This is a genomic window from Bradyrhizobium sp. Pa8, from assembly GCF_052588265.1.
Genome location: NZ_CP176767.1, coordinates 6549655 through 6574494, shown reverse-complemented (window position 1 = coordinate 6574494; position 24840 = coordinate 6549655). Strand labels below are relative to the sequence as shown.

The 24840-nt window shown below is 64.2% G+C and carries 23 protein-coding genes; 6 read left to right on the top strand and 17 right to left on the bottom strand.

What is annotated here, in order from left to right; all coding sequences use genetic code 11:
- Positions 1-47: 47 nt before the first annotated feature.
- Positions 48-1853 (top strand): acyltransferase family protein, encoded by a 1806-nt coding sequence (locus ACKWRH_RS31180; RefSeq protein ID WP_445216632.1) that lies wholly within the window; start codon positions 48-50, stop codon positions 1851-1853.
- Positions 1854-2384: 531 nt separating this feature from the next.
- Here the strand turns inward: ACKWRH_RS31180 and ACKWRH_RS31175 are convergent.
- From ACKWRH_RS31175 to ACKWRH_RS31165, 3 genes are all read right to left on the bottom strand, one after another.
- The gene (locus tag ACKWRH_RS31175; protein ID WP_445216631.1) at positions 2385-2579 is read right to left on the bottom strand and encodes a hypothetical protein; all 195 of its coding nucleotides are present in this window, start codon (positions 2577-2579) and stop codon (positions 2385-2387) included.
- 221 nt (positions 2580-2800) lie between these two features.
- On the bottom strand, positions 2801-3088 hold the full coding sequence (locus ACKWRH_RS31170) for a hypothetical protein (RefSeq protein WP_445216630.1): 288 nt from the start codon (positions 3086-3088) through the stop codon (positions 2801-2803).
- A 118-nt stretch (positions 3089-3206) separates the two neighbouring features.
- A complete protein-coding gene (locus ACKWRH_RS31165; RefSeq protein ID WP_445222498.1) occupies positions 3207-3623 on the bottom strand; it encodes a hypothetical protein in 417 nt (138 codons plus the stop codon).
- Between ACKWRH_RS31165 and ACKWRH_RS31160 the strand changes: the two genes are divergently transcribed.
- Both ACKWRH_RS31160 and ACKWRH_RS31155 read left to right on the top strand, forming a co-directional pair.
- The gene (locus ACKWRH_RS31160; RefSeq protein WP_445222630.1) at positions 3553-3825 is read left to right on the top strand and encodes a hypothetical protein; all 273 of its coding nucleotides are present in this window, start codon (positions 3553-3555) and stop codon (positions 3823-3825) included. The genes ACKWRH_RS31165 and ACKWRH_RS31160 overlap by 71 nt on opposite strands.
- A 102-nt stretch (positions 3826-3927) precedes the next feature.
- On the top strand, positions 3928-4143 hold the full coding sequence (locus ACKWRH_RS31155) for a hypothetical protein (RefSeq protein ID WP_445216629.1): 216 nt from the start codon (positions 3928-3930) through the stop codon (positions 4141-4143).
- Between the two features lie 3 nt (positions 4144-4146).
- Here the strand turns inward: ACKWRH_RS31155 and rffA are convergent, their stop codons facing one another.
- Positions 4147-5289 (bottom strand): dTDP-4-amino-4,6-dideoxygalactose transaminase, encoded by a 1143-nt coding sequence (rffA, locus tag ACKWRH_RS31150; protein ID WP_445216628.1) that lies wholly within the window; start codon positions 5287-5289, stop codon positions 4147-4149.
- Between the two features lie 173 nt (positions 5290-5462).
- Here rffA and ACKWRH_RS31145 point away from each other — a divergent pair, with 173 nt between their 5' ends.
- Entirely contained in the window at positions 5463-7043 is a 1581-nt protein-coding gene (locus ACKWRH_RS31145; protein WP_445216627.1) for a hypothetical protein, read from the top strand.
- Between the two features lie 204 nt (positions 7044-7247).
- Here ACKWRH_RS31145 and ACKWRH_RS31140 read toward each other — a convergent pair whose 3' ends face one another.
- From ACKWRH_RS31140 to ACKWRH_RS31115, 6 genes are all read right to left on the bottom strand, one after another.
- Positions 7248-8462 (bottom strand): glycosyltransferase, encoded by a 1215-nt coding sequence (locus ACKWRH_RS31140; protein WP_445216626.1) that lies wholly within the window; start codon positions 8460-8462, stop codon positions 7248-7250.
- Positions 8459-9226, bottom strand: coding sequence for a class I SAM-dependent DNA methyltransferase (locus ACKWRH_RS31135; protein WP_445216625.1), 768 nt, complete (start codon positions 9224-9226; stop codon positions 8459-8461). Before ACKWRH_RS31135 ends, ACKWRH_RS31140 begins: the two co-directional genes overlap by 4 nt.
- Positions 9223-10344, bottom strand: a complete 1122-nt coding sequence (locus ACKWRH_RS31130) for a DegT/DnrJ/EryC1/StrS family aminotransferase (protein WP_445216624.1) — start codon at positions 10342-10344, stop codon at positions 9223-9225. Before ACKWRH_RS31130 ends, ACKWRH_RS31135 begins: the two co-directional genes overlap by 4 nt.
- A 26-nt stretch (positions 10345-10370) precedes the next feature.
- Complete coding sequence (locus tag ACKWRH_RS31125) at positions 10371-10817, bottom strand: hypothetical protein (protein ID WP_354095634.1); 447 nt, start codon at positions 10815-10817, stop codon at positions 10371-10373.
- Positions 10818-10928: 111 nt separating this feature from the next.
- Entirely contained in the window at positions 10929-12113 is a 1185-nt protein-coding gene (locus ACKWRH_RS31120) for a CgeB family protein (RefSeq protein WP_445216623.1), read from the bottom strand.
- Between the two features lie 136 nt (positions 12114-12249).
- Positions 12250-12765, bottom strand: a complete 516-nt coding sequence (locus ACKWRH_RS31115) for a D-glycero-alpha-D-manno-heptose-1,7-bisphosphate 7-phosphatase (RefSeq protein ID WP_445216622.1) — start codon at positions 12763-12765, stop codon at positions 12250-12252.
- 406 nt (positions 12766-13171) lie between these two features.
- Here ACKWRH_RS31115 and ACKWRH_RS31110 point away from each other — a divergent pair, with 406 nt between their 5' ends.
- The gene (locus ACKWRH_RS31110) at positions 13172-14809 is read left to right on the top strand and encodes a carbamoyltransferase family protein (protein WP_445216621.1); all 1638 of its coding nucleotides are present in this window, start codon (positions 13172-13174) and stop codon (positions 14807-14809) included.
- Between the two features lie 2 nt (positions 14810-14811).
- Here ACKWRH_RS31110 and ACKWRH_RS31105 read toward each other — a convergent pair whose 3' ends face one another.
- The gene (locus tag ACKWRH_RS31105; protein WP_445216620.1) at positions 14812-16035 is read right to left on the bottom strand and encodes a phenylacetate--CoA ligase family protein; all 1224 of its coding nucleotides are present in this window, start codon (positions 16033-16035) and stop codon (positions 14812-14814) included.
- Positions 16036-16121: 86 nt separating this feature from the next.
- On the opposite strand from ACKWRH_RS31105, the gene ACKWRH_RS31100 reads away from it, so the two are divergent.
- Positions 16122-17273: an AGE family epimerase/isomerase gene (locus tag ACKWRH_RS31100; protein ID WP_445216619.1), complete on the top strand. Its 1152-nt coding sequence runs from the start codon at positions 16122-16124 to the stop codon at positions 17271-17273.
- Positions 17274-17276: 3 nt separating this feature from the next.
- Here ACKWRH_RS31100 and ACKWRH_RS31095 read toward each other — a convergent pair whose 3' ends face one another.
- From ACKWRH_RS31095 to ACKWRH_RS31070, 6 genes are all read right to left on the bottom strand, one after another.
- Entirely contained in the window at positions 17277-18116 is an 840-nt protein-coding gene (locus ACKWRH_RS31095) for an ABC transporter ATP-binding protein (protein ID WP_445216618.1), read from the bottom strand.
- A 152-nt stretch (positions 18117-18268) separates the two neighbouring features.
- Positions 18269-19552 (bottom strand): ABC transporter substrate-binding protein, encoded by a 1284-nt coding sequence (locus ACKWRH_RS31090; RefSeq protein WP_445216617.1) that lies wholly within the window; start codon positions 19550-19552, stop codon positions 18269-18271.
- A gap of 46 nt (positions 19553-19598) precedes the next feature.
- Complete coding sequence (locus ACKWRH_RS31085; protein WP_445216616.1) at positions 19599-20672, bottom strand: branched-chain amino acid ABC transporter permease; 1074 nt, start codon at positions 20670-20672, stop codon at positions 19599-19601.
- 3 nt (positions 20673-20675) lie between these two features.
- On the bottom strand, positions 20676-21569 hold the full coding sequence (locus ACKWRH_RS31080) for a branched-chain amino acid ABC transporter permease (protein ID WP_014493866.1): 894 nt from the start codon (positions 21567-21569) through the stop codon (positions 20676-20678).
- A gap of 223 nt (positions 21570-21792) precedes the next feature.
- Positions 21793-23724 (bottom strand): long-chain fatty acid--CoA ligase, encoded by a 1932-nt coding sequence (locus ACKWRH_RS31075; RefSeq protein WP_445216615.1) that lies wholly within the window; start codon positions 23722-23724, stop codon positions 21793-21795.
- Entirely contained in the window at positions 23721-24542 is an 822-nt protein-coding gene (locus ACKWRH_RS31070; protein ID WP_014493868.1) for an ABC transporter ATP-binding protein, read from the bottom strand. The genes ACKWRH_RS31075 and ACKWRH_RS31070 overlap by 4 nt, the downstream gene beginning before the upstream one ends.
- Positions 24543-24840 lie beyond the last annotated feature (298 nt).

Genomic DNA, 24840 nt, shown 5'->3' with positions numbered 1-24840 from the left:
TTCCGTTTGCGCTCGGCCAGTGAGCGCCGAGCAGAAGCGCAGTTAACATGACCCAGGAGTATCGTCCCGAGATTGATGGTCTTCGCGCCGTTGCGGTGATCCTCGTCGTCCTGTTTCATGCCTTTCCCAGCACTGTCACCGGCGGATTTGTAGGCGTCGATGTCTTCTTCGTGATCAGCGGTTACTTGATCACCGGGATCATACTGTCTGATCTCAACGCATCAAAATTCAGCTTCGCAGGTTTTTATGCACGACGCATTCGCAGGATAGTTCCCGCACTTTGGGTCGTCATCTTCGTCACGCTGGCCATAGGCTGGTTGCAGCTCTTGCCGGCGCGGTATCAAGCGCTCGGAGGCCATGGAGTTGCCGGAGTTCTGTTCGTTCCGAACTTTTTGTCCTGGAGCGAAGTTGGTTATTTCGATCAGGCCTCGGAGACGAAGCCGCTCCTGCACCTTTGGTCTCTCGGCGTGGAGGAACAGTTCTATCTGATCTGGCCGCTGTTGCTGCTGCTGCTCTATCGATCGAGGCGCCTCGTGGTAGGCCTTTCGGCCGTGGTGGCAGTCTCGCTGATCTACAGCTGTTTTGCCGTCCGATATGATCCTACCGCGGCGTTCTATGCTCCGTGGTCGCGCCTGTGGGAGTTAGGTGTCGGGGGAATTCTGGCATGCAGCAACCTGCGCGTTCGGGATCGCGAATGGATGTCCAATCTCGGAATCGCACTCATCTTCGGCGGTACCGCGATGCTGACCAAGTTGAGTCCCTTTCCCGGCTTGCTCGCATTGCTCCCAGTCATCGGCACTTCCATTGTCATCGTATGCGGTTCGCGGATTTTGGCGCAGAAGTGGGCTGTTTCGGTTGGCTTGGTCAGCTATCCGTTGTATCTCTGGCACTGGCCTCTTCTTTCATATGCCGCCATCCTCGGCGCGAGATCGGTTTCGGTTCGAGCAGCACTCGTCGTGCTCAGCCTGTTGCTAGCCGCGCTGACGACCAGGTTCGTCGAGCACCCCATCCGGTTTGGAAAGTTAAGAAGGCATGGCGTCGCCGTTTCACTCGCCGGCATGGCTGCGGTCATTGGTTTTTCCGCCGTCGTCTGGCAAAGTGGAGGATTGCCCGGTCGCTATCCCGGCGATGTCCAATCCGTCCTCGCAACGATGCAATACGATCCTGCCTCGAATGCGCGGGTTCTTAGATGCTGGTTGAGCGCGGAAGCGCCGTTTGATGGTTATGCGCCCGAATGCAACAAGGGGGCAAGCTTGATATGGGGCGACTCGCACGCAGGACGGCTCTACGCGGGGCTCAAGCGTGACGGGCTCGACATCGCGCAATTCACGAGGGACAGCTGCCCACCGTCACGTGGAGGCCCTTACGAGAACTGCGCCAAGGCCAATGCCGCGATTCTGCGTAGGATCGCCGAACTTAAACCACGAACCGTTATCCTGTTTGCGGTTTGGACGAAGTACGAGAACTATCTCGCGGTTGAGCCGAAGGATAAGGGACTGATGGAGGCTCTGACGGAGCTTAAGGGCCTCGTCGACGATGTCGTCATCGTCGGTCAGTTGCCGCTTTGGTCTCCCAACTTGCCGACGCAGATCTACGAGTATTGGCGAGCGAATGGCCGACTTCCCGATCGAATGCCTCCGAAGCCGTTACGCTATAGGGAGATAGACGATGCACTTGCGGCGATGTCAGTTGCTGCGGGGGTGCGGTTCGTGTCACCGTTCGATGCGCTGTGCAATGAGCAGGGTTGCCTTACCCACACGCCGTTCTCCAAGGGAGAGTTGTTGAGCTGGGACGACGGGCATCTGACAACTAGAGGTGCTACTTATATCGGCAGACTTCTGCACCTAGATTGAGAACCGGTCCGAGTACCCTCGATTGCCGGCCAAGCGAATCGAGCGCTTCCTCATGTTACCGACACGTTGGATCGAGTTGACGCGGAGAACCCAAACGTACTGCGATCGCGACCCATCGCTGAGGCACTCTGATTGCCTTCGTCGCCTTAGGGGCGCCTGCGATCGTGCCGGTCAAGACCTTGGCCTGCCGGTAATCTCACGTCTCGCTTCGTCGCATGCTGCGTGCGCGGGAGAAGCGGGAAACCAAAGCCCCGTGGCGTAGCTTGCCCCGGGGGATTTTGCGTGTGACAGGTGGCGGTGCGTGCCGCCTCGCTATGTTCCTGCGCGCGGCGACTACGGTGCGGTCATCGGGATGAACACGATCGTGCGGAACAGATCTTGTTGGCATTTGGCGACCACAGGAAGCCGGCTATGTCGTAGTAGTGCTCTCTGTGCTTCTGCCGCTCGCGTGCGGACAGGGCCCACGGGCAATCCCTCGGTGGGGCGTCGCGGCCTTCAAGCGGCAGGATTATGTGACGGGCTCGAGGATCTTCATTCCGCTGGCTGAACGGGGGCAATGCCGCCGTGCAGTTCCATCCGGGCTTCATGTTCGAGACCGCTCGCGACGTGCCGCAGAATTGTTCCGAAGCGGCGATGTGATAGTGCCGCGCCGCGGAGCAGGGTGACAGCCTTGCGCAATATTCGCTCGGCCTGCTCTACGATCGCGCAGGGCGTGCCGCGGGACATTGTCGAGGCCTCGAAATGGCTCAATCTCGCGACCGCCGCCGGCGCGCGAGGCGCGGGCCAGGATCCGCGATGCCGTCACCACCAAGATGTCCCGCGCCGAAATCCCGGAGGCGCGCATACGTGCCTTGGAATGGACGCAGAGCCGCGAGCATTGAAGCGAACGGACTAGAGCAGGCTCTAGGTTGGCGAGAGCGCCGGCCAGCTCGTGAACCAATTGGCCGTCACGACCTTGCCCAGCCCAGCAATATCGCCGGGGCCAGAAACAGGCCGAACGGCAGGAAGGCGGTTGCACTCAAGGGCATTCTTCGCAGTGCAACATTGTGGACGTAGGCGGCGATCGCCGCCAGCGCCGTCATCTGGATCGCCACGGCGACCGTCGTGAGATCGAGCCAAGCGCCGGCAACCCCCGCAAGCTTGACGTCGCTGAGGCCAAGTCCGTAACGGCCGCGCCAGCGCCGGTACGGTATCATCAGCGCGAGCAGCAGCAAGGCCACCGCGAGGGCCCGCATGGCCGCCCAGAGCAGGCCCGATCGCGCAGGCCCGGGAGCAGGGCGAGGGCAAAGGCAGTGGCCGTGAATACGTTCGGGATGCTGTAGGTGCGGGCATCGGTCGCAGCTATGGCCACCATCAAGGCCGCCAGAAGGGCACCCAGAGGCCCTCGCGCCGGGGCGGCAAGAAGGCTTCGCCGCCGCCTGTGCACAGGATGAGGCTGAGGGCGGGCCAGGAGCCTCGAGGCGCTGAGCCTTGGGCACGGATGGCCGGCTCGTCCATCACGCCGTCAGCGTGTCGCCTTGGAAACGACCACCACCGGATTGCTGCTACCGACCAGACGGCCCGTTCATCTTGCTGCGCATCTCCTCGGCGATGACATGCGCGTCGACCCCGTCTCGCATGACTGTCGGACGGATGAACAGGATCAGCTCGGCGCGACTGGCCGGTGCCCTGGTGCGAGAAGGCGTCGCTGACGCCGGGAATGGAATCGAGGATCGGCAATCCGTGGCGCTGCTTGCTCTCGGTCTCGCTGATCAGGCCGGCAAGCAGCACGGTTTGGCGGCTCGTCACGGCGATCGAGCTCTTGACGCGGCGCTGCGAGATCGTCGGCGCTCAGCGAGCCGGCGTTGCCTACGGCGATGCTGGAGATCTCCTTCTCGATGTCGAGCTCGACGTTGCCACTGGCCCGCGTACCGCCGCCTTGCAAGCCGCCGAGCGCAGCATCCACAGGGCTCCGGACCTGACCTGGAACTGACGTTGAGCTCAGTTTTGATTCGGTGCGGGTTGATCGCCGGGACGGCTGCGCCAAGGCGAATCCCGCGCCGGCTGGTCTCTGAGCGCGGTTCAGCCACGCGAAGTGACCCTCAAGCAGGGCGGTCGCAATGAGGTGCTCGTGCTGCAGCGTCTGGATGCCCCGCTTGCACCGCCGTCGACGCTGCCCGGAGTGCCGGGTGTGGCAGGCGGTCCCGTCGAGGGCGGCAAGCTGGTGGCGCCGACGACGGCCGGCGATCTGTCCTTTGCGCCCTTCGTGTTGCGCTCGACACCCAAGAATGGCGAATCGGACGGGCTCTAGGGTTTACCGTCCGAGGATCGTCCCCAGCGTGTCGCAGATCCGCTCCTGCTGGACCTGCTGCAACCCCATCCACATCGGCAGTCGGATCAGACGTTCCGAGAGTTCGGTTGTCAGCGTCAGATCGCCATGCGTCCGCCCGAACCGCTGCCCCGCGGGCGAGGAATGCAGCGGCACGTAATGGAAGACCGCATGGATGTTCTCGTCTCTGAGCTTGCGCAGCACCATGGACCGGTCGACGTCCGGAGGAAGCAGCACGTAGTAAAGATGTCCATTGTGGAGGCAGTGGTCGGGCACGACGGGGCGGCGCAGGAGGCCGCGCTGCTCCATCGGCGCCAGCATGTCGTGATAGCTGTTCCAGGTCGCCAGTCGCTCGCGCGTGATGCGCTCGGCCTGCTCGAGCTGGGCCCAGAGGAAGGCGGCGGTGAGATCACTCGGAAGATAGGAGGAGCCAATATCCTGCCAAGTGTATTTGTCGACCTCGCCGCGGAAGAACCGGCTACGATCGGTGCCCTTCTCGCGCATGATCTCGGCGTTTAGCACGAGCGCGGGATCGTTCACCAGCAGGCAGCCGCCTTCGCCCGATATGATGTTCTTGGTCTCGTGGAAGCTGAAGCTGCCGAAATCGCCGATGGCGCCGAGCGGCGAGCCCTTGTAGCTCGCCTCCACCCCTTGAGCGGCATCCTCGACAATCCGCAGATTGTGACGCCGGGCGATCGCTCCGATCGCGTCCATCTCGCAACCGACACCGGCATAATGCACCGGCGCAATCGCGCGCGTGCGCGAGGTGATCGCGGCCTCGATCTGCCGTTCATCGAGGTTGAGCGTGTCTTCGCGAATGTCGACGAAGACCGGGACCGCGCCGCGCAGCACGAAGGCGTTCGCCGTCGAGACGAAGGTGAACGAGGGCAGGATCACCTCGTCGCCGCTCTTGAGGTCGATGAGCATCGCGGCGAGGTCGAGGGCCGAGGTGCAGGAGTGCGTCAGCAACGCTCTGGCGCATCCGGTGCGCTGCTCGATCCATTGGTGGCAAAGTTTGGTGAAGCGACCGTCGCCGGACACGTGAAGGCTCTCCAGCGCATTCTGGATATAGCAGTGCTCCTTTCCGGTCGCGTAGGGCCGATTGAACGGGATGAATTCGGATGCCATTGCCTAAGCCGTTGAACCACCTTAAGACGCGCGCTAACGCTCTGCTTCGAATCCACGTTGGCGTTTTCCGCTGCTGGAATCAACTGGCGATCGGATGCGGTCCGGTGGAACCGCCGGCCCCATCGCTGGCAATCGCGACGGTTCGGGGCGCGCGTTTGCGGGAAGGATGCGGCTTGATCGATACGCAAGTTGACGCGCCAGGCAGGACGGGCGGCCCCAAGAGCGAAGAGGGCAGCGGCCGCCTTCACCGGCTCATTCACGGCTGGTCGGCAAACTTGGTGCAGATGCTTCTGGCGCTGACGCAGCAGCTGCTCCTCATTCCCGCATTCCTGCAATTCTGGAGCAGCGACATGCTCGCGGCCTGGCTTGCGCTCTTTGCGGCCGGAAGCCTCGTCATCGTCGCGGATGCCGGCTTGCAGCTTCGCTCCATCAACCGGTTTCTCGCCTTCAAGTCCTGCGTCGATTGCGACGGACGCACGGCGAGCTTCTACGCGCGCATGATGCGGATCTACCTGCGGATCGTGGTGGTGCTCGGCGCGTTGCTGATCGTCGGCACCGAGCTGTTTCAGCCCGCTGCAGTTCTCGGATTTCGGGGGCTGCCGACCTTCGACACCGCGATGCTCGCGATCACTGTCGGCACGTTGCTCGCGCTGCCGGCCAATCTGGTCGCCGGCCTCTATCGCGTGCGCGGCAAATACGGCCGGGCCGTGTGGTCGCAAAACGTCGCGCTGGCGCTCGGACAGGTCGGGCAACTCGTCGCGATCGCCTGGTTTGGCAGCCTGCTCGCGGTCGCGATTGCCTATGTCTCGACGCAGATCCTGTTTGCGGTGTTCCTGATTGCCTATGACGCGCCGCGCCAGTTGCCGTTCCTGCGGCGCAGCCGTGGCCGCTCCGCTGCGTCCTTGTCCTGGCGCTGGAGCGCCGGCCAGTTCGGCCTTGGCTTTCCCTTCTCCATCGCCAACCTCACCGAGCTTGCGCTCGCCAACGCGCCGATGTTGCTGGTCAGTGCGATGGTCGCCGATCGCGTGGCGGTGGCGCAATGGGGACTGGTCCGCGTAATCTCGAGCTTCCTGCGAGGCCTCTGCATCCTGATGACGCTGCCGATCGGAGCTGAGCTCGGCCACGACCATGCGATCGGCGACAAGGTGCGGCTGCGCAGGCTCTATGCCCAGGGCTCGCTGCTCGTTACCGCCGCGGCCAGCCTCATCGTCGCAGGCCTGTTGCCCTTCTGGTCCGATTTTTTCGCCCTGTGGACGCATGGCAGCATTCCGAACGATGCCCCGCTCGCCATTACGCTGCTGCTCGGTTCGGCCGTCGTTGCGCCCTCGCTGATGGCATTCGTCTTTGCCAATCACAGCAATCGCGGCGATCTCCTGATCCGGACCAAGGGGCTGCAGCTGATCGCGTTCCTGATCCTGTCGGTCCTGCTCATTCCCAGGCTCGGACCGCTCGGCGCTGCAATCGCAATCGTGGCGAGTGATCTCCTGACCCAGTTCGGAATTCTGACGCTCGTCATCATGCGCCAGACGCTCGCTCATCCGCTCCATCACATGCTGGTCCTGATCGCGAGCATGGTCACGATCGTGCTCGGCGGGTGGGGGCTTGGCTTGGCAATCCACGCCGTGGTGCCGGGAACGGGGACGCTCCGCTTCCTGGTGGAATGCGCGATCTGGCTCGTCGTCGTGACCGTCGCGGCGAGCCCGTTGCTCATTGAGCGCGTGCGTCTGCGCGTGCTGGCGGCGGTGCCGAACTGAAACCGGGGCGACCTCGACCGTCCGACGCCCGGGCCATCTGACAGCAAAATGTCGAAACAAACCCCATGAAAGGCGACGCGGCGTCCGGCGCATTGCTGATTTTACGAAAAATGGGCTGGCGCGTTGGGCAAATCAGTGACAGGATGCCACCATCGCCTCATGGGATGAGCGGCCCTTTCGGAGCTCTCCAGCCTTGCCCCGCCGTCAGTAAATTTGAGGGTATCGGCGATATCTCAGCCGTATCAGGTGCCGGGCAAGCTGCCGATGCCCTTCGTCGATCCGCTCCGCGAAGTAGGCAAGCCTTTGCTTGCCCGCGATGGCGAGCCGGGTGCGCTCTGCGGCCGAGCCGACCTTGACGATGGCTTTCGCGAGCGAGGCCGGATCGTCGTAGTCGAACAGGATGGCCGCGTCGCCGGCCTGCGCCTGAAAGGCGTCCGGATAGATCACCGGCGTGCCGACTGCCCACGCCTCGAGCGGGGGCAGATTGGTGGGGCCGAAATAGGTGGCCATCACCAGCGCATTGGCGCCGCGATAGAGCGCGCCTAGCTCCGCGGAGGGGACGAAGCCGAGCATGTGCACGGAATCGTCGAGACCGTGCTGCGCGACCAGCGCCTCGAACACGGCGCGCGCGCCGGGATCGGAGCCGCAGAGAACGAGCCGGTGCCTCTCGCCCTGATCCCTGAGCAGGCGCATCGCAAGCAGGACGGTTGAATGGTTCTTGTGCGACCAGAACTGCGCCGGATAGAACAGATAGCCGGGCTCTATGCGGTGCTTCCTGAGGATCGCGGCGTCCGCGGCCTGATCGACAGCAGCGCCTGATCGCGACACGTAGAGCGATGGCGAGAACGGGATGCAGACGGCGTGGTCGCGCTCCATGGCGTAACGCCGGCACAGCATGTCGATCAGTTCGTCGGCGTTGGTGACGACCACCGCGGCCTTGGTGACCGCGCTGCGCCACACGATGTCGCGGCGCTCGAACTGGGCGAATTCACGCACCTCGTCGAATTCAGGACTGTCGCGGAAGCAGCCGTCGAAGATCGTGATGATGAACGGCAGCTTGTAGAGCACCAGGTTCCAGTTCGACGTGGTGGTGAAATAGACGATGTCGACGCCGGCCCGGATCAGCTTCTTCTCGAACGGTGCACAGACCCGCATGGAGTATTGCAGCAGGTCGAACGGTCCTGAATATTTGAGGAACAGGAACAGGCGGTCGAGCCAGCCGAGCTTCAGATACACGCTGTTGACGCCGAGATCGGCGAGGATCGCGACGTTGTCGTGCAGCGTCGTGAGCACGGTGACGTCGATGTCGGCGGTCTTGGCCCAGTCGCGCATCCACATGATGTCGGTGAGCGACTGCTGGAAGCCGCCGCCGACGTCGAGCGGCAGCTCGAGAAAGATGCCGACGTGGTAGCGCTTCACGGCTGCCCGGCCTTTCTCGCGATGGACCAGGCGGCCCAGTCCTTCACGTTCGGCGCAGCGTCGGACAGCCAGGCATGGCTGCCGGCCGGCTCGAACCCGCAACGCCTGAGCACGGCCTCGACCTCGAACGGGAACCAGTAGCGCATGCGGTGGGTCTCGTCGATGCGCCGGATCGTCGAGCCGTCCATGTCCTCGCAGAACAGGGTGTAGTTGACGAACACTGTCGCATTCGGTTCGTCATGGTCGGATTGCGCGATCCGGGTCAGGCGCAGCGGGGTCTGCTCGATCACCTTGACGCGCGTTTCCACGCCCTGCGCCAGCACCGCGCCGCCATACCAGTAATCGAAGAAGAACACGCCGCCCGGCTTCAGGGCCGCATGCGCAGTCCTGAACAGCGCCTCCAGCCTGTCATGATCGTTCTGATAGCTTGCGACGTGAAACAGCGACACCACCGCATCGTAGCCGCGCTCCGGGCCGGTCTCGCAGGCATCGCCTTGGCGAAAGGGAATGGCAAGGCCGGCCTGCTCCGCACGAGTCTTCGCCTTCGCGATCATGTCGTGGCTGAGATCGACGCCGGCGGCGCTCCAGCCGCGGCGGGCGAATTCGATCGCGTGCACGCCGGTGCCGCAGCCGAGGTCGAGCAGCTTGCCCGAGGCGACGCCTTGCGCGCGCAGGCGGCTTTCGACGAAGTCCGTCTCTGCCGCGTAGTCCTTGTCCCGGTAGAGCAGATCGTACCAGGGCGCGTAGTCCGCGAAGACAGTCACGCCAGAATCTCCCTGAGCGCCTGCGCCGACCGGGCGATCTCGTCCTCGGTCAACGCAAGCCCACTTGGCAGATAAAAGCCGCGGCGAGCGATATATTCCGCGTGAGGATGCGATTCATTCAGCATGAAGCCCATGCGGCGCAGCACCGGCTGCTCGTGCATGCACCAGAAGAACGGCCGCGTGCCGATGCCCTTCTGTGCCAGGCGCCGCATCGCCTCCTTGGCGTCGAACGGCACGGAATCGTCCAGCACGACGCCATAGACCCAGTAGATGTTGTCGGCGTAGTTGGTTCTGGCAACGGGACGGCGGATGCCGGCGACATCAGCAAGGTGCTGATCATAGAGGCGGCCGATGCGGCGCTTGATCTCGACGGTCCGCGGCAGGCGCTCGACCTGGGCGACGCCAAGCGCCGCCTGCAGATTCGTCATGCGCGCGTTCCAGCCGAGCTCCTCGTGGACGAAGCGCTGCTGCGGCTGGAAGCAGAGATTGCGAAGGCTTGCGAGACGCTCGGCCAACGCGTCGTCGTCGGTGACGATCATGCCGCCTTCACCGGTCGTGACGTGCTTGTTCGGATAGAAGCTGAAGGTCGAGACGTCGCCAAAGCTGCCGCAGGGCGCGTCGCGATAGGTCTGGCCGTGCATTTCGGCGGCGTCCTCGAACACCTTCAGGCCGCGTGCCTTGGCGAGCTTCATGATCGGTTCGAGATCGACCGGCAGGCCGTAGATGTGAACCAGCATGATCGCCCGCGTGCGTGGCGTGATCGCGGCCTCGACGCCCTCGATCGTCATGTTCCAGGTTGCGGGATCGCAATCGACACCGACCGGGACCAGCCCCGCCCGGGTCACGGCGGCGGCGCAGCTGATGATCGTGAAGGTCGGAATGATGACCTCGTCACTGGGCTCAAGCCCGAGCGCATGCACGGCGATGTCGAGCGCAACCGAGCCGTTGGTGACGGCGACGCCGTGGCGGCGGCCGGCGGCTTGCGCCATCGCCTGCTCGAAACGCTTGATGAACGGGCCTTCGGACGAGATCCACCCGGTGCGGATGCACTCTGCCAGGTACTCGGCCTCGTTTCCGTCGAGCAATGGCGTGTTGACGGGGATGAACGCGTCGCTCACAGGCTTTTCGCTCACAGGCTTATCAGTCACAGTCCTGGACCCTTGACCCTGATCTCGGACGGCGCGGCCTCGGGAAAACGAGTCTTGTCGTTCTCGCCGGCATAGGGGCCTTGCTTGATCTCGAACATCTCGAGCGGCTCGAGCACGTGGAAACCGTGCGCGCCGCTGCAGAGCAGGATGATGTCGCCCGCGCTCAGGATGCGGCTTTCCAGATATTCCTCGGCCACCGTGTAGAAATCGACCTGGAGCTTGCCCTTCTGGATCAGGAGCACCTCCTGCGTGTAGTGGACCTCCCGCGTCACCTTGTTGTGGCGGTGGGGCGCGATGCTCTTGCCCTCGGGGTGGCTCATGAAGGCGAGCTGCTGCGACAGTTCGGGCGTCGAAAAGAAGTGGATGCCGGGCTCGCGGAACGAGGCACGGACGATGATGGCGTAGAGCTGATCGCCGAATCGAACTTGTTCGACGTGTTCCATCGTCTTGCCTCGAAAAAGCTTAGGAATTATAGTGACATAGCGTCCCAGTCCGGCACTTTGGCCATTTTGGCTGGCACCGTCAAGGGCGGACGCGGTCGGCGTTGCGACGCGTTAGCTCTGACCGGCCAGGCGGAGGATGTGGTCAATCCGCTGCCGGAATGTGTGGGTCGACAGCGTTCGCGCCTGTCCGGCCGCGGCGATCGCGCGGCGCTCGTCCTCATTGGCGAGGTAACGGTTGATCAAGGCGAGGCAGTCGTCGACCGAGCGCCAGGCTGCGACCTCGCGGCCATCGTCGAACAGCGTGTGAAGATTGTCCTTGTAGTCGGTGAGCAGGCAGGTTCCGACGCCGGTCGCCTCGAACAGGCGCGCGTTGCCAGCCTCGCGTCCGACTATGTCGATATGCGAATTCAGCGTGAGGCGGGACGCGCGCAGCGCCTGGTACATCTCCACGCCCCACACCTCACCCTGATAGCAGCGGTGCAAAGGCGAGGAGGCGGGAAGGCTGTCGAGGCCGCTGCCGTAGAGTTTGAGATCGTGTTTCTGCGCCACCGCTTCGAGCTGCGCGACCCGTTGCTGGTGATCGGCCGAGATCGCGCCGACGAAGGAGACGTCGTTGTTGCGCTCGGGCGCCGGCGGAAGCACGTCGAGGATGCCGGGCTCGAATGCCAGGTGGATCATCTCGGAACGTACGCCCTGGGCCCGAAACGAATCGACGACCGCCGATATCTGTGAGATCAGGAGATCGTAGACCGACCAGTCCTCGCCGCGCGACGGCACGATTCCGACCTGCCCGAGCAGGATGGGGCGGCCGATCTGCTTGATCCGGCGTGCCAGGCGCGTGTCGACGTGGAAGAGATCCTGGTTGAGGATGAGGTCCGGCTTGAAGTCCTCGATCTGCGCCAACAGGATTTTTTCGGCCTCCGCGTCGAGCCGCGGGCTCAGGCCCATCTTGCGCGCGAGCGGACGGAGGAGCGGCTTGAAAGGCGCGACCGCGCGCAGCAGACAACCGGGAATGGCTTGCCGCTGCACCGAGGCGTCGGGCGATGGCGGCTGCGCGACGGAAAGTCCGTGCTCGCGCGCCCACGCTGCCCGCATCCATGGATTATTCACGTGGATGTCGGCGGCGACGTGCCCCGCCGCAGCGAAGTTGCGCGAATAGAAATTGGCAACGCCGAACAGGCTGGCGTTACGCGCCGCCATCTGCGCGTCGTAGAACGCGCCGTCGAGGCCCGGATTGCGCCGGTAGAGCCAGGCCAGGAAGCGCTGATAGTCAGCGTTGAGGATGAGGACACGCACGAGACTTGGGACTCCGGTTCGCTAGGTGCTGCGTGGCGCCGTGTACCACAAACGAAGAACCGCCGCGCCGTGCGTGAGCCCTGCCACGGACGACTAGCCCGGGAACGGGGGAATTTCAACGCTGGGCCGAGCGGCCTCAGCCGAGCTTCAGCGCCTCGCGCACAAAGGCCGCAAGATTGCCTTCGCGAAACAAGAGGCCGCGTATGCCGGCGGCGTGCGCCGCGTCCACGTCGCGCTGCTGGTCTCCGATCAGGATGCTGCGGTCGGCCGCTATGGGAAACCGCTTCATCAGGTCGGTGATCATGCCGGGGCCGGGCTTGCGCCGGTCGCTGTCGCGACGGTAGCGCTCGATGACGCCATCGGGATGGTCGGGACAGTATTCGAATGCGTCGATCCGTGCACCGACCGCGGCGAGCTCGTCCGCCATCCAGCGATGCAGCGCTTCTACGTCGCTCTCCTGGTAGAATCCACGGGCGACGCCGGACTGGTTGGTGACGACGAAGGCGAAATAGCCGGCCTCGTTCACGAGCCGGACGGCCTCGCGTGCGCCGTCCATCCATTCGAACTTGCTGGCATCGAACAGGTAGCCTGCGTCGTGGTTGAGGACGCCGTCGCGGTCGAAGAAGACGGCGGGGCGCGTCGATGTCGTCATGATGGAGAGCCGCAACAAATGTTTGCGGCCTTTGTTCGCCGTTCGACCGGCATCTTGTCAAGGATATTGCAAACGCGTGCTAGCGCTCGTCCGGGATCACCTTGCCGTCGTTCGGCAGCGCGCCCGGGCTGACCAGCTTAACATTGCCGCCGAGTTTCGTTACCACGCGCAATTTGAGCCGAGGCCTCTCGGCCTGAGGCGCCGTCGACGCTGTGGCCGCAAGGACCGCGCGTGTCAGATCAGCCGCTAGCCCGCTTATTCAAGATCCGTCAGGCATTTGGCGGCCACTCTCGGGCGTTGTGTCGCGTGACCGCCGCTGGCGAGAGCGGGAGGCCAATGCAAAATTACCAAGGCAGCAAGATTTACATCCCCCTCAGTTTCTATAGAAAGCTCCCAAGAGGTCTACATGTATGTGATTGGGATAAGCTCCGGCATCAAGCACGGCCACCACGACGGAGCGGCGGTATTGCTGCGCGACGGCGAGTTGATCGCGGCTGCCGAGGAGGAGCGTTTCACGCTGGCCAAGCACGCGCGCGGCGAGCTACCGCGTGGGGCGATCGGCTTCTGCCTGAAGCAGGCCGGAATCACCATGCGCGACGTCGACTGGATCTGCTCGCCGCTGAAGACCTACACGAACTATACGCAGCGCCTCACCGAATATTTCAGGTACCAGTTCGGTCACAGCCCGAAGATCGAGCTCTACGACCATCACCTCTGCCACGCCGCGAGCTCGTTCTACGGATCCGGTTTTTCCGAGGCGACCGTCGCCTGCTTCGACTTCTCCGGCGATTCCAGCTCCGGCCTCGTCGCCCATGCCCGCGGTAACGACTTCCGCGTGCTGACGCGGTTCGGCCGCAACAACAGTCTCGGGCTCTATTACGGGATGCTGACCCAGTATCTCGGCTATCAGATGACCAATGACGAGTACAAGGTCATGGGCCTGTCGTCCTATGGCAGCCCCGACTATCTCGACAAATTTGCGAAATTATTGCGCCCGGCCGGCATCAATTACGAGCTCGATCCCGAGCTCGACAAGCGCCGGCGCGACGCCGGGATATTCACCAGCGATTTCTCGACGCGGCAGGAGCGCATCTTCACCGAGAAGATGGAGGAGATTCTGGGGCCGCGGCGCCTGCGCGGCGCGCCGCTCGACCAGCGCATGACCAACATCGCGGCGAGCGGCCAGAAGCAGCTCGAGATCGTCGCCACCGAGGTGATCCGCTCCGCGATCGCCGAGACCGGTTGCGGCGACGTCTGCATCGCCGGTGGCGTCGGCCTGAACTGCAAGATGAACATGGAGATCGCGGCCGAACCGTCCGTGAAGCGTCTCTACGTTCCGCCGGTGCCGCACGATGCGGGCGTGGCGCTGGGCGCCGCGATGATGAAATGCGCGGAGGCTGGCCACACGATCGCGCCGCTGACCCATGCCTATTGGGGACCGGAATATTCCAACGACACGATCAAGGAGACGCTGGACAAGATCGGCGCGCGGTTCGAGCTGCTCGACGATCCCGTTTCGCGCTGCGTCACTGACCTGACGGAGCAGAAGACTGTCGGCTGGTTCCAGGGGCGGATGGAGTACGGTCCGCGCGCGCTCGGCAACCGCTCGATCCTGGCCGATCCGCGCCATGCGGGCATGAAGGACCGCATCAACCTCACGATCAAATATCGCGAGGAGTTCCGCCCGTTCTGTCCGTCGGTGCTCTATGATCGCCAGGCCGAGTATTTCGAGGACACGTTCGATGCGCCCTTCATGGTGGTGACGTTTCCAGTCAATGAGAAAGTCGCCGAGACCATGCCCGCGGTGGTCCACGTCGACAACACGGCGCGGATCCAGAGCGTCCATGCGGACAGCAATCCGCTCTACAGCCGTCTGATCGGCGAGTTCGCGAAAGCCACTTCGCTGCCGGTCCTGATCAACACCAGCCTCAACATCAACGAGCAGCCGACGGTGAACGCGCCGCTGGAAGCGTTGCATACGTACTTCTGCTCGGGTCTGGACGTGCTGTATCTCGGCAACTATCGACTATCGAAGTCGAGCTGAAGTTACCGCTCGTCCGCGATCACCTTGCCGTCGTTCGGCAGCGCGCCCGGGCTGACCAGCTCGACATTGCCGCCGAGTTTCGTTACCGCGCGCAAGGTGCCTGCAATTTCCTCGCGCAGGGCGTCGCTCGCGGCCACAGTTTCGGCTCGCAGCGTCATCGCATCGGCCTCGCCCTGGCGCATGACGACGAGGCGCAGGCGCCCGACCGCGGCATGGCGCTTGCCGATCTCGGCGACCTGCTCGGGGCGGACGAACATGCCCTTGACCTTGGTGGTCTGGTCGGCGCGGCCCATCCAGCCCTTGATGCGCATGTTGGTGCGGCCGCATTTGCTCGGACCCGGCAACAGCGCGGTGAGGTCGCCGAGCGCGAGACGGATCCAGGGATGGTGCGGATCGAGCGAGGTCACCACGATCTCGCCGACGTCGCCCGGCGCGACGGGATCGCCGGTGCCGGGTTTGACGATCTCCATGATGAGATCCTCGTTCACCACCATGCCCTCGCGCGCCTCGGTCTCGAAGGCGATGAGGCCGAGGTCGGCGGTGCCGAAGGCCTGGTAGGCGTCGATGCCGCGTGCCTTGATCTCGGCCTGGAGCGAGGGCGGGAAGGCCGCACCCGAGACCAGCGCACGCTTGATCGAGGAGATGTCGCGCCCCGAGCTTGCTGCGGCATCGAGCAAAATCTTCAGAAAGTCCGGCGTGCCGCTGTAGCCGACCGGACGGTAGGCCTCGATCAGCTCGAATTGCTGTTCGGTATTGCCGGGGCCGGCCGGGATCACCGCGCAGCCGAGCGCGCGCGCCGAGGCATCGAAGATGAAGCCGCCGGGGGTGAGGTGGTAGCTGAAGGTGTTGAGCACGATGTCATCGGGGCGGAACCCGGCCGCGAACAGCGCCCGCGCACCGCGCCAGGGATCGGCCTGCCGCCCTTCAGGCTCGAAGATCGGACCGGGAGAGGTGAAGAGGCGGGCGAACGATCCCGGGGCTGCCGGCACGAAGCCGCCGAAGGGCGCTGAGGCCTTGTGCAGGGCCGGCAGCTCCGACTTGCGGAGCACCGGCAGGCCCGCCAGCGCCGCCCTGGAGGTCACGGCAGCCGGATCTATGCCCCTCAGCCGCTCGGCGTAGGCGGGTGCGGCCATCGCGCCCCGCAGCACGTCCGGCAGGCGGGAGAACAGCTCTGCCTCGCGCACGGCCGGTTCACGCGTCTCGCGGGCGTCGTAATGGGCGGTCATGGCGGGTCTTTCCGGGTTGGCATCCGTTGCACGCCGCCGCCGGCATGGGTATCAGACGGCCAGTGTCGAGGCGTGGAGAGGACGCGATGGCGGACGAAGGCATCATTGCGGCGGACGAGGCGGCGGACGTCGTCGCGCGCCTGAAGCGCCGCATGATCGACGAGGCGCTGCCGCTGTGGTCGTCCGTCGGCTGGGACGATGCGGTAGGCGGTTTCATCGACCGGCTGCAGCTTGACGGCACGGCCGACACGGCCGCGCCGCGGCGCGTGTTCGTGCAGGCGCGCCAGATCTGGTGCTACGCCAAGGCGGCGCAGATGGGCTGGTATCCTGAGGGGCGCGGCATCGCGCTGAAGGGACTGGAGCATCTGCTCAGCAAAGCGAAGGCGCCCGACGGCCGGCCTGGCTATGTGCACCGGCTGACGCCGGACGGCGCCGTGCTGGACGGCCGGCGCGATGCTTACGACCACGCCTTCATCCTGTTTGCGCTCGCGGCCGTCTACGGGCTCGACCAGGATGCGCAAATTCGCGCCGAGATCGACGCGCTGCTCGCCTTCCTCGACGGCCATCTGCGCTCGCCGCATGGCGGCGTCCATGAAGGCCTGCCGGTCTCGCTGCCGCGCCGGCAGAACCCGCACATGCATCTGTTCGAGGCGATGATCGCATGCTTCGATGCGACCCACGACCTGTCGTTCCAGAACCGCGCCGGCGAGTTCTTCGCGCTGTTTCTCGCCAATCTCTACGACAAGCAGAAGCGGATCCTGACGGAGTATTTCGAGGAGGACTGGTCCAAGATCGAGCCGGTCAGCGTCGAGCCCGGCCATCAGGCCGAATGGGTCTGGCTGCTGAAAGGGTTTGAGCGCATCACGGGTTGCCCGACCGGACAGCGTCGCGCCGAACTGCTCGCGAGCGCGCTGCGCTATCGCGACCAGGCCACAGGGTGTCTGGTTGACGAGGGCGATGCCAGCGGCAACATCCGTCGCAGCACGCGCCGGCTGTGGCCGCAGACCGAGATGGCGAAGGCGTGGATCGCGCAGGCCGAGTCCGGCGAGGCCGGCGCGGCCGATGAGGCGCGCGCGGCGCTGGTGCGGCTCGAACGGCATTATCTCAGCCATCCCGTGAAGGGCGCCTGGTACGACCAGTTTGATCGCGACGGCAAATCGCTGGTCGACACCATTCCTGCGTCGTCGTTCTATCATGTTCTCTGTGCAGTCACGGAAGCGGAGCAGGTGCTGAGCTGAGTTTCACAGCCACCGTTTGCGCCGCTTGAAACTCTTGAGGTTCTTGAAGCTCTTGCGCTGATCGCCGGCGCCGCCGAGGTAGAACTCCTTGACGTCCTCGTTGTCGCGCAGTTCGTCCGCGGTGCCGTCGAGCACGACCTTGCCCTGCTCCATGATGTAGCCGTGGCTCGCCACCGACAGCGCGGCGCGGGCGTTCTGCTCGACCAGCAGGATGGTGACACCGAGGTCGCGGTTGATCTTCTGGATGATCGAGAACACCTCTTTCACCAGCAGCGGCGACAGGCCCATCGAGGGCTCGTCCATCAAGATCATCTTCGGGCGCGCCATCAGCGCGCGGCCGATCGCGAGCATCTGCTGCTCGCCGCCGGAGAGATAACCGGCAAGGCCGGTGCGCTCCTTCAGGCGCGGGAAATAGTTGAAGACCATGTCGAGATCGGCGTCGACCTCGCGATCCCTGCGGGTGAAGGCGCCGAGCTTGAGGTTTTCGAGCGACGTCATGTCCGCGACGATGCGACGGCCCTCCATCACCTGGAAGATGCCGCGACGCACGATCTTGTCGGGATCGATGCCGGCGATGGCGGAGCCCTCGAACAGGATCTCGCCACGCGTGACCTCGCCGTCCTCGGTCTTGAGCAGCCCCGAGATCGCCTTCAGCGTCGTCGACTTGCCGGCCCCGTTGGCGCCCAGCAACGCCACGATCGCGCCCTTGGGCACGTCGAGGCTCAGGCCGCGCAGCACCAGGATGACGTCGTCGTAGACGACCTCGATGTTGCGGACCGCGAGGAGGGGCGGCGCGGGCACGGCGCTGGGGGAGGGACGTGTTGCTTCGATGATTTCGGTCATTGGGTATGCCGCCAATCTGCTACTGTCGTCATGCCCGGGCTTGTCCCGGGCATCCACGTTCTTCATGCCGCGTGGTCAGACGTGGATGGCCGGGACGTCTGCGCGAAGACGCGCTTCGCGCTTTTGCCCGGCCATGACGTCGGAGATTGCGCTCACCACCCCAGCAGTTCCGGCTTGCGCGGCAGCTCGATGGTCTTGACCTTCTCGAGCTTGATCGTGCCCTTGGCCATGAGGTCGTTGAGGTCGCCGTCGGTCGCGCCCGCGATCTTGGTGCGATAGAGGTCGACCTTCAGCGTGCCGCGGTGGTCCTTGTCGGTCCAGGTCGAGGCATTGCAGACGCCTTCCATGCCCGACGGCACCCAGTCCTTCTTCTGGTAGAAGCCCTTCACGACGTTGTCGCCGGTGGCGCCGCCGTTCTTGGCGGCCCAGTCGAGCGCTTCCTTCATGTAGAGCGCCGAGCACACAGCGGCGATGTAGTGCACCGGCCGGTAGACCTTGCCGGTGGGGTCGGACATCTTCGAGATCTCCATCACCGTCTTCATGCCGGGCGCATCGCCGCCCCAGCTCACCGCGGTGCGCAGCGGGAAGATCACGCCGTTGGCGGCATCGCCGGCGGTCTTGGCGGCGTTCTCGTCCATGCCCCAGACATTGCCGAGGAACTGGATCTCGACGCCGGCGGTCTTGCAGGCCTTCATCACCGAGATGTTGGAAGCGGCGGTGTTGCCGAGATAAGCGTAGTTGGCGCCCGAGGATTTCAGGCTCAGGCACTGCGCGCTGTAGTCACCCGGCGCGAGCGCGAACACCAGCGGCGGCAGCACCTCGAAGCCGAGCTCCTGCGCCATGGCTTCGCCTGCGGCCTTCGGCGCGTTCGGATAGGGGTGGTTGGCGCCCATGTGTACGAACTTCGGCTTGCCGGCCTTGCCCTTGGCCTTCCAGTCCTCGGCTGCCCACATCAGCATCGCGCGCAGCGAGTCCGAATAGCTCGGGCCGTAGAAGAAATTGTAGGGCGCGGGCTTGGCCTTGCCGCTGACGCCTTCGGGATCGGTGAGGGCTGCGGCATAAGAGCCGGAGAGGTCGGGGATCTTGTCCTGGGCGAGGAAGCCGGTCAGCGCTTCGGTGTCCGCGGTGCCCCAGCCCATGATCGCGGCGACCTTGGAGTCCGGCGCCGACCATTTCTTGTAGAGCGCGATCGCGCGCGGCACCTGGTAGCCGTAGTCGTTGGTATCGACGTTGAGCTGCTTGCCGCCCACGCCGCCGTTCTTGTTGACCCAGGCGAAGGTGTCGGCGACGGCCTGGCCGTAGGGCGTGCCGACGTCGGAGGTGCCGCCGGAATAATCGGCGAGATGGCCGATCGCGATCTGCGCCTGCGCGCCGGCCGAGAATGCGGCGATTGCCAGCGCGAGCGATGCAGTGCTCAAAAGGGATTTTGTCTTCATTGGTTGCCTCCTCCTGTTTCTTCGTTGGTTAGAAAGTGGCCCGTGCTCAATGCGAGAACGGGTAGAGTTTCCAGTACGCCTTGATCTGTCGCCAGCGATGGGCGAGCCCGTCCGGCTCGAACATCAGGAACGCGATGATGATCACTCCGATCGCGATCTCGCGCAGGAAGGTGATGTTGGTGTTGAGGGACAGCGCCTTGTCGATCGCGCCGCCCTTCAGGTAGAGGCTGATGAATTCCATCGTCTCAGGCAGCAGCACCACGAAGGCGGTGCCCATCAGCGTGCCCATGATCGAACCGGTGCCGCCGATGATGATCATGGCGAGGAACAGGATCGAGCGCTCGATGCCGAAACCCTCCTGCGATACCACGAGCTGGTAATGCGCATAGAGCGCGCCGGCGATGCCGGCGAAGAAGGCAGCCAGCCCAAACGACAGCGTACGGTATTTGGTGAGGTTGATGCCCATGATCTCAGCCGAGAGATAATGGTCGCGGATCGCCACCAGCGCGCGGCCGTCGCGCGTGCGCATCAGATTGGTGACGAGGACATAGCTCGCGACCACATAGGCTAGCACGACATAGAAATATTGTCTGTCGCCGCGCAGGGTGAAACCGAAGATCGAGAACGGATTGGCGCTGGCCGGCACCGAGCCGCCGGTGAACCACTCCGCGCGCGAGAAGAAGTCGAGCAGGATATATTGCGCCGCCAGCGTTGCGATGACGAGGTAGAGCCCCTTCAGTCGCGCCGCCGGGATGCCGAAGATCAGCCCGACCAGCGCGGTGACGATGCCCGCAAGCGGGATCGCGAAGAACACCGGGATCGGCGCGTTGTTGGAGATGTAGGCCGACGTGAAGGCGCCGAGCAGGAAAAAGGCGGCATGGCCGATCGAGATCTGTCCGGTGAAGCCGACCAGGATGTTGAGGCCGAGCGCCGCGATCGAGAAGATGCCGATCTGGATCAGGATGCTGAGCCAGTACCCGCCAAGGAATTGCGGCACGAGGCAGAGCAACAGCACGCCGATGATCGCAAAGTTGCGGCTGGTCGTGGTCGGGAAGATCGTGGTGTCCGCCGCGTAGGAGGTGCGAAAGTCACCAGCAGGGATGAGGGCAGGGCCGGCCATGGATCAGATCCGCTCGATGTCGTGGGTGCCGAACAGGCCGTAGGGCTTGATCATCAGCACGATGATGAGGACGTAGAACGGTGCGATCTCGTAGAGATTGCCCCAGTGCAGATACTCGCTGTCGACATATTGTGCGATGTTCTCGAGCAAGCCGATGATGATGCCGCCGAGCACGGCGCCGCCGACGGAATCGAGCCCACCGAGGATCGCCGCCGGGAACACCTTGATGCCGTAGGCCGCAAGTCCCGAGGACACGCCGTTGACGACGGCGACCACCACGCCCGCGACCGCCGACACTGTCGCGGAGATCGCCCAGGCCATCGCGAACACGCTCTTGACGGAGATACCGAGCGATTGCGCGACCTGCTGGTTGAACGCGGTGGCGCGCATGGCCAGGCCGTATTTGGAGGCGCGGAAGAACCAGGCCATGCCGATCATCATAGCGACCGAGACCACGAGGCTCATGACATAGACGGTCTGGATCTGAAGCCCGAGCAGGCTGACCGACTGGCTCTCGAACACGCGCGGGAATGGTTGCGGATTGACGCCGAACATCCATTTGAGCGTGGCCTGGAGCACGGTCGAGAGGCCGATCGTCACCATGATCACCGAGATGATGGGTTCACCTATCATCGGCCTCAGGATCAGGACCTGGATCGCGATGCCGAATACGAACATGAACACCAGCGTCATCGGCATGCCGATCCAGAACGGCACCTGGTACTTCGCAAGCAGCGCCCAGCACACCCAGGCGCCGACCAGCAGCAGTTCGCCTTGCGCGAAGTTGACGACCTGCGTCGCCTTGTAGATCAGCACGAACGACATCGCGACCACGCCATACAGCGTGCCGACCACGAGGCCGTTGACCAGGAGCTGGATGAGGAAGGCGGTGTTCATGTCGATGTCCGCGCAAAATGCAGAAGCGATGACGGTGCACCCTCTCCCCTTGTGGGAGAGGGTGGCTTCGCGAAGCGAAGCCGGGTGAGGGGTTCTCTCGGCAGCGACGGTGCGGAGAGAGGCCCCCTCACCCGAGTGAGGGTGTGGCGAGCGGCGGAGATGCCCTCTCCCACAAGGGGAGAGGGCGCATCGGCTGGCAGCGCGGTCTCGGTTCGAAGCAGGCTCACTCCGCCGCCTCCGCCATATGTCCGTGCCCGCCGAGATCCACCACGCGCAGCGTCGTTCGCACGCGCTGCGTGGTGCCGTCCTGGAAGCGGATCACGGTGTCGACGGGGATGTCGGCATCCCCGCGGTAGATCGCGTTGATGATGCCTTCGTATTTCTCGTTGATGACGCTGCGGCGCACCTTTCGGGTGCGGGTGAGCTCGCCGTCGTCGGCGTCCAGCTCCTTGTAGAGCAGCAGGAAGCGCGAGATGCGTTGCGCCGGCGGCAATGTGGCGTTGACGGTCTCGACTTCCTTCTTGAGCAGGGCGTAGACCTCGGGCCGCGAGGCGAGGTCGCTGTAGGTCGTGAACGAGAGCCGGCTCTTCTCCGCCCATTTCGAGATGATGGAGTAACGGATGCAGATCATCGCCGCGAGCGCGTCGCGGCCGGCGCCTAACACCACGGCCTCCGCGATATAGGGCGAGAACTTCAGCTTGTTCTCGATGAACTGCGGCGAGAAGCGCTCGCCGCGCGAGGTCTCGGCGAGGTCCTTGATGCGGTCGATGACGACGAGCTGGCGGTTCGCGTTGAAATAGCCGGCATCGCCCGACAGCATCCAGCCGTCCCTGATGTCGGCAACGCTTGCTTCGGGGCTCTTGTAGTAGCCGAGAAACATGTTGGGGTGCCGCACCACGATCTCGCCGACGCCGTGGACGTCGGCATTGTCGATGCGGATCTCGACGCTGTCGGCCATCGGCACGCCTGTCGTGTCGGGGTCGACCTTGCCCTCGGGATGCAGCGTGTAGGCCCCTAACAGTTCGGTCTGGCCGTAGAGCGTGCGCAGCGGCACGCCCATGGCCTGGAAGAACTTGAAGGTATCAGGGCCGAGTGCCGCGCCGCCGGTCGCGGCCGAACGCAGGCGGGTAAAGCCGAGGCGGTCGCGGAGCGCGCGGAACAGGATTGCGTCGGCAAAGCTCGAACGTTTGCCGTCCGCGAGCGCGGCGAGTCCGCTTTTCATGCCGATGTCGAACAGGCGCTGCTTGAACGGCGTTGCGTCCATCACCTTGGCGCGGACGTCGGCGGCGATGGACTCCCAGACGCGCGGCGCAAACAGCACGAACGTCGGCGCGATTTCGCGCAGATCGTTCATCATCGTATCAGGCTCTTCGACGAAGTTGATCTTCATCCGGCACAGCAGGCCTTTGCCGAGCACATAGACCTGCTCCATGATCCACGGTAGCGGCAGCACGGAGACGTATTCGTCGTCCGGTCCCTTCGGATCGAAGGCGAGATAGGTCGCGCAATGGCCGAGCACGCGGCCGGCGGCGAGCATGGCGAGCTTCGGGTGCGAGGTGGTGCCCGACGTTGTGCAGAGAATCGCGACATCCTCGCCCTTGGTGGCATCGACGAGGCGATCGTAGAGCTCCGGCTCACGCGTGGCGCGGCCGCGGCCGAGCTCGGCGAACGCTTCCGCCGACATCAGTCGGGGATCGTCGTATTTCCGCATGCCGCGCGGATCGGAATAGATGATGTGCTTCAGCCGCGGCACGCGCTCGGCAAGCGCGAGCAGCTTGTCGACCTGCTCTTCGTCCTCGGCGAAAACGACCTGCGCCTCGCCATAGTTGAGGAGGTAGGAGGCTTCCTCGTCCAGCACGTCGCGATAAAGCCCAAGGCTCAATCCACCGATGGCGTGGGTCGCCACTTCCGCCGCGACCCAGTCCGGCCGGTTGTCGCCGATGATGCCGATGACGTCCTCGCGCCCCAGGCCCAATTCGATGAGGCCGAGCGCGAAGTCGCGTACGCGGGTGTGGTAGTCATTCCAGGTGAAGACGCGCCAGAGCCCGAGATCCTTTTCGCGCAACGCGATCTCGTTGCCGTGCTCCCTGGCATTGAGCCGCAGCATCTTCGGATAGGTGTCGGCCTGCGCGACGCGGCCCGCGTAATCCATCATGCCGCACTCTCCTGTGCTGGCGGAGCATCGTCCGGATCGACCAGCACCTCGTCCTCCTCGCCGAGATAGGCGCGCCTGACGTGGGGATCGGCGAGCACGGCGGCCGGATCGCCCTCGGCGATCTTGCGGCCGAAATCCAGCACCATGACGCGGTGGGAGATGTCCATCACCACGCCCATGTCGTGCTCGATCATCACCACCGTCATCCCGAACTCCTCGTTGAGGTCGACGATGTAGCGGGCCATGTCCTCCTTCTCCTCGAAGTTCATGCCGGCCATCGGCTCGTCGAGGAGAATGAGGCGCGGCTCCAGCGCCATGGCACGGGCGAGCTCGACGCGTTTGCGCAGGCCGTAGGAGAGGGTGCCGGCTTGCGCCTTTCGCACCGACTGGAGATCGAGGAAGTCGATGATCTCCTCGACCTTGCGGCGGTGCTCGAGTTCTTCCTTGCGCGCGCCGGTGAGCCAGTACAGCGATCCCGTGAGGAAATTGTTCTTCAGGAGGTGATGGCGCCCGACCATGATGTTGTCGAGCACGCTCATGTGGTGGAACAGGGCCAGATTCTGGAAGGTGCGGCCGATGCCGAGCGTGGGGCGCGCGTTCGGCGTCAGCCCTGTGATGTCGCGGCCGCGGTAGAACAGCTGGCCCTCGGTCGGCTTGTAGCGGCCGGAAATACAATTCACGATCGAGGTCTTGCCGGCGCCGTTGGGGCCGATGATCGAGAACAGCTCGCCGTCATTGATGGCAAAGCTAACATCGGTCAGCGCACGGACGCCGCCGAATCGCAAGGACACGCCGCGCACTTCGAGACTGGTAGCCACCAAACAAATCCCTCCCGGTGATGGCGCATTCAGCGGCGCTCTTCGTCCGTTCCTGTCGGGCGATCCTAGTACGGCCGTGCCGGTGAGGCCATGCAGCTATTGGTCTCGACCGGCGCCGCGCCACTCTTGCTCCCGATCGGGATCAAAAGCCGCATCACCCAAGGTGGTCCTCAATAGGGGAAAGCGCTATTTTGAAATGTCTCCCGCCTGACAATTCTGCGACAAAGTTTTTCAGGCGGGAGTGGCCTTCATCTTTCGTCGGATGGTGGTCGAAGCGATCGTGTTGCAGTGCAACAGA